General features: G+C 77.0%; 2 protein-coding genes and 1 riboswitch. Of the genes, one reads left to right on the top strand and one right to left on the bottom strand.

Annotated elements, in window-relative coordinates; genetic code table 11:
• Window positions 1-469, bottom strand: a 469-nt coding sequence (locus ACFV5N_RS22575; RefSeq protein WP_385602782.1) for a flagellar hook-length control protein FliK, incomplete at its 3' end; no start/stop codon positions are given.
• A 158-nt stretch (window positions 470-627) separates the two neighbouring features.
• Window positions 628-758: riboswitch (cobalamin riboswitch) on the bottom strand.
• A 154-nt stretch (window positions 759-912) separates the two neighbouring features.
• Here ACFV5N_RS22575 and ACFV5N_RS22570 point away from each other — a divergent pair.
• The coding region (locus ACFV5N_RS22570) for a beta-ketoacyl synthase N-terminal-like domain-containing protein (RefSeq protein ID WP_385602779.1) at window positions 913-6,999 on the top strand (6,087 nt) is incomplete at its 3' end.

Genomic DNA, 6,999 nt, shown 5'->3' with positions numbered 1-6,999 from the left:
CGGTCAGCACGAAGGACCAGCCCTCGATGCTGCCCTCGGGCGGGGTGCGGTAGGTGGCGCCGCGCTGGCTGTACGTCCAGTCGCCGCCGTTGGGAGCGTGCCAGTACGACCAGTACGCGGTGGCGGGCGGGGTGTCCACGCAGCTCTCCGTGTCGGCCCCCGGGCGGCCGTTGATGCGGCAGATGAACGCGTCGCCCCAGCGGGTGGTGCCGCCCACCTCGAAACCGGCGTTGCGCAGCGCCGCCAGCCCGTCGGCCTGCGGCCCCGGCGCGCACCGCACGACCCGGCCGCCGCCCAGCCGCTGGAAGTCGACCACGACGGTGACACCGCTGCTGTCCGGGCAGAACCCGGGGGTGCCCGCGACCGCCGCCCGCCCGGCCGGGGCCGCGGCCGCCGCCGTACCGGACAGCGTGGCGAGCAGAGCCAGCAACAGGCAGGCGACCGTGGCGCGGACGCGGGCGACGGGCATCGGATGCCTTTCCATCGGACCGGCACGGCGCGCGGCGGGGCCCGGGCATCCGCCCGCACGAGAAGACCCCTGGCGCGCTCTTCGGTGAAGAAAGCGGCAGGGGCCGACAGGCCGGGACGGCTGAGGGCTCCACGCTGCGGACCGTGACAGTGAGAAGCGGGTGTTCACGCCGGCGAGCCGAGTGATCCGACTCGCGACGCGGTACGCCGCACACGGTTGCAGGTCAGCGCCGGATTCGCACCGGCTTCCCTCGGTCGTCAACGCATGAAGTTATCCATCCCCCGAAAGGCGGAATCTCCGCCAGAATAGGCCCCCCACCTCGCATTTGACCAGACCTTTATCTGCGGGCTGATGTGCTGGATCATGCAGGAAGAACCACCCCGGCGATCATCGACCGGCCGCCCGACCGCGGCCCGCCCGGGGCGAGGGGGAGAGCAGCGCACATGACCAGCGCACCGCGGGACGCCCAATACCAGGGCCCCGAACTGGAGTTCACCGACGACGACGCACCCGACGCGGTGCGGGCGCTGCTGCGCGCGGCGCGCGACGCCCCCGAGGCGGGGGTGATCACCCACGCCCCCGACGGCTCGGGCGGCACGCTCCTGACGTATCCCGAATTGTTATCCCGTGCCCGCCTGCTGCTCGCCGGCCTGCGCGCCCACGGCACCCGCCCCGGCGACCCCGTCGTCCTCAGCGGCCTCCCCCTCGACACCTTCTTCCCCGCCCTCTGGGCCTGCCTCCTCGGCGGCGCCCACCCCGTCCCCATCGCCGCCCGCCCCGAGGACGGCTCCCCGGCCCTGACCCGGCTGCGCGGCACCGCCGCCCTGCTGAACGGCCCGCTGATCCTCACCGACGCCCCCGGCGCCACCGGCCTCGCCCGCACCGACCCCGGCCTGCGCGCCGTCGACACCGGCACCCTCCCGGCCGCGGGCCGCGCCCACGAGGACGTCCCCGACCCGCCCGGCCCGGACGGGCACGACACCGCCCTGCTGCTGCTCTCCTCCGGCAGCACCGGCACCCCCAAGGCCGTCCGGCTCACCCACCACGGCCTGGCCCTCTTCGGCGCCAGCACCCGCCGCATCCTCGACCTCCGCCCCGGCGACACCACCCTCAACTGGCTCCCGGTGGACCACAGCGGCGCCTTCCTCCTCTACCACCTGCTCGCCGTGTTCGCCGGCGCGACCAACGTCCACACCCCCACCGACGCCGTCCTGGCCGACCCGCTGCGCTGGCTCGACCTCCTCGAAGAACACCGCGCCACCCACAGCTGGGCCCCCGCCTTCGGCTTCCAGCTGGTCAGCGACGCCCTCACCACCGCCGCCGCCACCGGCACGCCGCGCGAGCGCGACCTGAGCCGGGTGCGCTCCCTGGTCTGCGGCGGCGAACGCGTCACCGAACCCGTCATGAGCCGCTTCCTCGCCGCCACCGGCCGCTACGGGCTGCGCGCCCACCACCTCGTGCCCGCCTGGGGCATGACCGAGACCGTCACCGGCATCACCTGGGGCCGCCTCGACCGGCCCGGCACCGTCCAGCGCGTCCTGCGCGACAGCCTGGAGGGCGAGGTCCGCCCCGCACCGCCGGACGCCCCCGACCGCTCCGTCCTCACCCTCGTCGCCTCCGGGGCCCCCGCCCACCGGTCGGCGATCCGGGTGGTGGACGACCAGGGCCGGCTCCTGCCCGAACGGCACATCGGCCGCCTCCAGGTCGCCTCACCCCGGATCACCCCCGGCTACGCCCACGACCCGGAGGCGGACGCCCTCGCTTTCCCGGACGGCCCCCACTGGCTGGACACCGGAGACCTCGCCTATCTGACGGACGGCCAGCTCGTGATGACCGGCCGCCGCAAGGACGTCATCATCCTCAACGGCCTCAACGTGCTCTGCCAGGAGATCGAGGAGGCCGCCGCCACGGCCGACGGAGTACGGGCCGGCGCCGTCGCCGCCTGCGGCGTCCCCGGCGAGCAAGGCGGCAGCGAGACCCTCGCCGTCTTCTTCGTCGGCGGCACCGACCCGGCCGCCGACGACCGGACCGCCCGCGCCGTCCGCGCCGCCCTCTTCGAACGCCTGCGGCTCACGGCCGACCGGGTCGTCGCCGTCCCCGAGGCCCGCTTCCCCCGCACCCCGGCCGGCAAGATCCGCCGCGCCGAACTGCTGGAACGCCTGCTGGCCGGAGCGTTCGACCCGCCGGACACCCGTGCCGTGGCCGCCGCCGAGGTGAGCGCCGTCCTGGGCCGCCCGGTCACGGGCGACGAGGACACCCCCTTCTACGAACTGGGCCTGGACTCCGTGCGCATGGTGCGCCTGCGGGCCCGCCTGGAGCAGGCCCTGGAACGGCCGGTGCCACAGACCGCGCTCTTCGAGCACCCGACCGTCACGGCGCTCGCCGCCCATCTGGCGGAGGCCGCCGCCCCCCTGCCGGAGCAGGCCGCCGAGCCGGGGACGGGGACGGAGGTCCTGGGCACGTCCGCCCCGGGCGCCGGCGCTCCGGACACCGCTGCCCCGGCTGCCACCGACCCGGGCGCCGACGCGTCGGGCGCATCCGCGCCGACCGGGGGCGCCGACCGGCGGATCGCGGTCATCGGCATGGCGGCGCGGTTCCCCGGGGCCCCCGACATCGACACCTACTGGCGCAACCTGCACGACGGAGTGGACAGCGTCCGCAGGTTCCCGTCCCCGCCGGACGGCGAGCGGGTCCGCGTCATGGGCACGATCCAGGACATCGACGCCTTCGACGCCGACTTCTTCGGCATCACCCCGCGCGAAGCCGGCCACACCCATCCCGCCCAGCGGCTGTTCCTGGAGATCTGCCACCGCGCGCTGGAGCACAGCGGTCACGCGGGCGGCGAGGAGAGCAGGGGCCGGACGGCGGTGTTCGCCGGGAGCGGCATGCAGCTGTACGGCCATCAGGGTCCCGGGCCCGGCCCGGCGGACCCCACGGCCGCCGATCCGGTCGAGGCGATGCAGCGGGCGCTCGGCACGCAGCCCGACTTCCTCGCCACCCGTGTCGCCTACCGCCTCGGGCTCACCGGCCCGGCCATCGGCGTCCAGACCGCCTGCTCCTCCGCCCTGGTGGCGGTGCACCTCGCCGCCCAGGCCCTGCTCAGCGGCGACGCCGACGTGGCCCTGGCCGGAGCCGCCGCCGTCCACCCCGCGCAGGACACCGGCTACCGCCCGCACCCCGGCTCGATCCTCTCGCCCAGCGGACGCTGCCGCCCCTTCGACGCGGCGGCCGACGGCACCGTCGGCGGCAACGGCGTGGCCGCCGTCGTGCTCAAACGCCTCGACCGGGCCCTCGCCGACGGCGACACGGTGCACGCCGTGCTCCTGGGTTCCGCGGTCAACAACGACGGGGCGGCCAAGGTCGGCTTCAGCGCCCCCGGCGTGGCGGGCCAGACCGCCGTCGTCCGCGACGCGCTGCGGGCGGCCGGCATCGCCGGTGAGACCGTCTCCTACGTCGAGGCCCACGGCACCGGCACCGCCCTCGGCGACCCGGTGGAGTTCGAGGCCCTGGCCCGCGCCCTCGGCGAGGGCACCGACCGGACCGGCTTCTGCGCTGTGGGCTCCGTCAAGTCCGGCATCGGCCACCTGGACACCTGCGCCGGCATGGCCGGGCTGATCAAAACCGTGCTGATGCTGCGCCACCGCACCCTGCTGCCCACCCTCCATCTGGAGACCCCGCACCCCGCGCTGCCCCTGACCGGCGGCCCGCTCACCCTGGCCACCCGCCGCCGCCCCTGGCAACCGCCGCCGGACACCCCGCGCCGGGCCGGGGTGAGCGCGCTGGGCGTGGGCGGCACCAACGCGCACGTGATCCTGGAAGAGGCCCCGCCACCAGCACAGCCGCGGGGACCGGCGGGAACGGTCCTCCTGCCGCTCTCCGCCCGGGACGCGTCCGCCCTCTCCGACCTCGCCGCGGCCCTCGCCCAGCACCTGCGCGACCACCCGGACCTGGCCCCCGCCGACGTGGCCACCACCCTGGCCCTGGGCCGCCACCACCACCGGGGCGCCCGCCACGCCGTCACCGGCACCACCCTCGGGGAGCTGATCGAGGCCCTCGGGTCCCCGGCCCCCGCCCCCGCCCCGCCCCTCGGACGGACGGTCTTCGCCTTCTCCGGACAGGGCGCGCCGCCCGGCACGCTGGAGGCACTCACCGCCGAACTCGCCCTCGGCGGCGACGGCGCGGCCGAGGGCAGCGGGGGAGAGGACCAGGCCGCCCTCTTCAGCGCCCAACTGGCGCTGGCGCAGCGCTGGACGGCCCTCGGTATCCGGCCCGAGCTGGTCCTGGCCCACAGCCTCGGCGAGTACGCGGCGCTCTGCACAGCAGGCGGCCTGTCCCCGGCGGACGGACTGGCCCTCACGACCGTACGCGGACGCCTGATGCGCGAACTGGCCGCGCCCGGCGCGGCCCTGGCCCTGCGCGCCGACCTCGCCACCGCCGAACGCGTCGCGCGCGCCACCGGCGTGGACGTGGCCGCCGTCAACGGCCCGCGCTCCACCGTCCTGTCCGGCCCGCGGCCCGCCGTGGCCGAGGCCCGGCGCCTGCTGGAGGCCGAAGGCGTCCAGACGCGCACCCTGCCGGTGCGACGCGCCTTCCACTCGGCGATGCTCGACCGGGCACTGGAGGCCTTCCGGGCACACGCCGAGGCGGTGACCTTCACACCGCTGCGGATCCCGCTGATCAGCGGAGTGGACGGCGAGATACGTCCGGTCGGCTGGGTACCCGACGCCGAACATCTCGTCCGTCATGCCCGCCGGCCGGTCCGGTTCGATCTGGCGATGGCCACGGCCGCCCGCGAACGCGTCGACGACTACCTGGAGATCGGCCCCGGCGCCACCCTGTCCGGCCTCGGCCGGCACTGCGTCCCGGACAGCCGGTGGCTCTCCGGTTACCTCCCGGCCCTGGCCGAGCTGTACCGCCGGGGCCACGACATCCCCCGGCACGCCTGGCCGCACACCGGCTCGCGCGTTCCTCTGCCCGGCCACCCCCTCCGCCCCCGGACCTTCCCGGCCTGGGAGAAGGACGCCCGCCCGGCCGCCGACCGGGCGGCACCGGACCGTCCGGCGCACCCAACCGACTCGGTTGATCCCGCTCCTGCGACCGCACCGGCCGCTCCGGAAGCGCCGGGTGGATCGACCGTCCCGGCAGCCGCGCCTCCCGGTGCGCCGGACCAGCCGCGTCCCCCGGGCGGGTCGGCGCGCCGACCCGCACCACCGAGCGCACCGAGCATCCCGGCCGCGTCCGCCATGCCCGCATCCGCGGAACACAGCACCGGATCCACCGAAGGCACCGCTTCGGCCCCGGAGCCCACGGGCTCCCGCACGCAAGGGGACAGGACCGTGAACGAGCCGGTCAGCGACTCCGGCCCCGTCCTGGCCGACGTCCGCGCGCTGACCGCGCGCAAGCTCGGTGTGGAGCCGGCGGAGGTGGCACCGGACGCGTCGTTCTTCGCGCTGGGCGCGGACTCCCTTGCCCTCATGGGCATGACCGCCGAGCTGGAGCAGCGCTACGGGGTACGCGTCCCGGTGCGCGAGCTGTTCGCGGACGCCGACACCCCGGAACGCCTCACCGCGCTCATCACGGCACGCGCCGACGCCACCGCCGGTGGGCCGCAGGAGGCCGCCCGGCCGCAGCCCGCCCCGCCGACCGCTGCCGCCGATGAGCCGGTGCCGCAGCCGCGCCCCGCTCCGGAGCCGGACGGCTCGGCGACGGCCCCGGCCGCCGGGACGGCCTCGCCGCTCGCCGCGCGAGCTGACGGGGAGACAGCCGCAGCCCGGCCGGACGAGCCGCACACCGGCGGTGACCCGCGGCCCGGCACGGCCGGGGGACCGGTCCCCGGCGAACCCGCGCCCCCCGTGCCCGGCGCGCCCGGCACGTCGGCCGACGGCCACGGCCAGGGCCACGGCCAGGAAGCGGTCGCGCGACTCCTCACCGAGCAGTTGCACACGACGCGTCACCTGATCGACCAGGTGACCCAGCTGATGTCCCGCCAGCTCGACCTCGTGGCAACCGGTCCGGCGCCCGGCGGCGTTCAGCCGCCCGAGCCCCCGGCGTCCCCGACCGGAGCCGCCTCCGTCCGCCCGGCGCGCCCGGTGCAGCCCGGCTCCGGTGTTCCGGGTCCGGCCGGTGCGTCCGTCCGGCCACCGGCCGCCGCTGCCGCGACATCCCCCGGCGGCGCCCCTGCTCCCGAGCCCTCGGCATCGCCACCCGGAGCCGCCTCCGCCCGCCCGCCGCACCCCGGGGAGTCCCGCCCCGGGGCTCCCCTCCCGGACCCTGCGTCTCAGCAGCCCACCCCCGGTTCCGGCAGCGGAACCGGCGGACCGGCACCGGCGGGCAGCGCCGCTCCCGGCGGCCCCGCGTCCCGGGCGCCCGCCGCCACGGTCCCGGCAGCGGGTTCGGCCGGGCCACCCGCCGGTACGGCCACCGCACCCGTTCCGCCGCCCGTCCCGGTCTCCTCCTCCGCCGCCCGCCTCCCGGGCCCGGGGCCGGACTTCAGCCTCTACTTCTTCGGCGACTACCCCGAGGAGCAGCAG

The sequence above is a fragment of the Streptomyces sp. NPDC059853 genome (assembly GCF_042731495.1).
In the GTDB taxonomy this organism is placed as follows: Bacteria; Actinomycetota; Actinomycetes; order Streptomycetales; family Streptomycetaceae; genus Streptomyces.
Note: the sequence above shows the minus strand (reverse complement) of the source record. Positions and strands in the feature narration are given on the sequence as shown.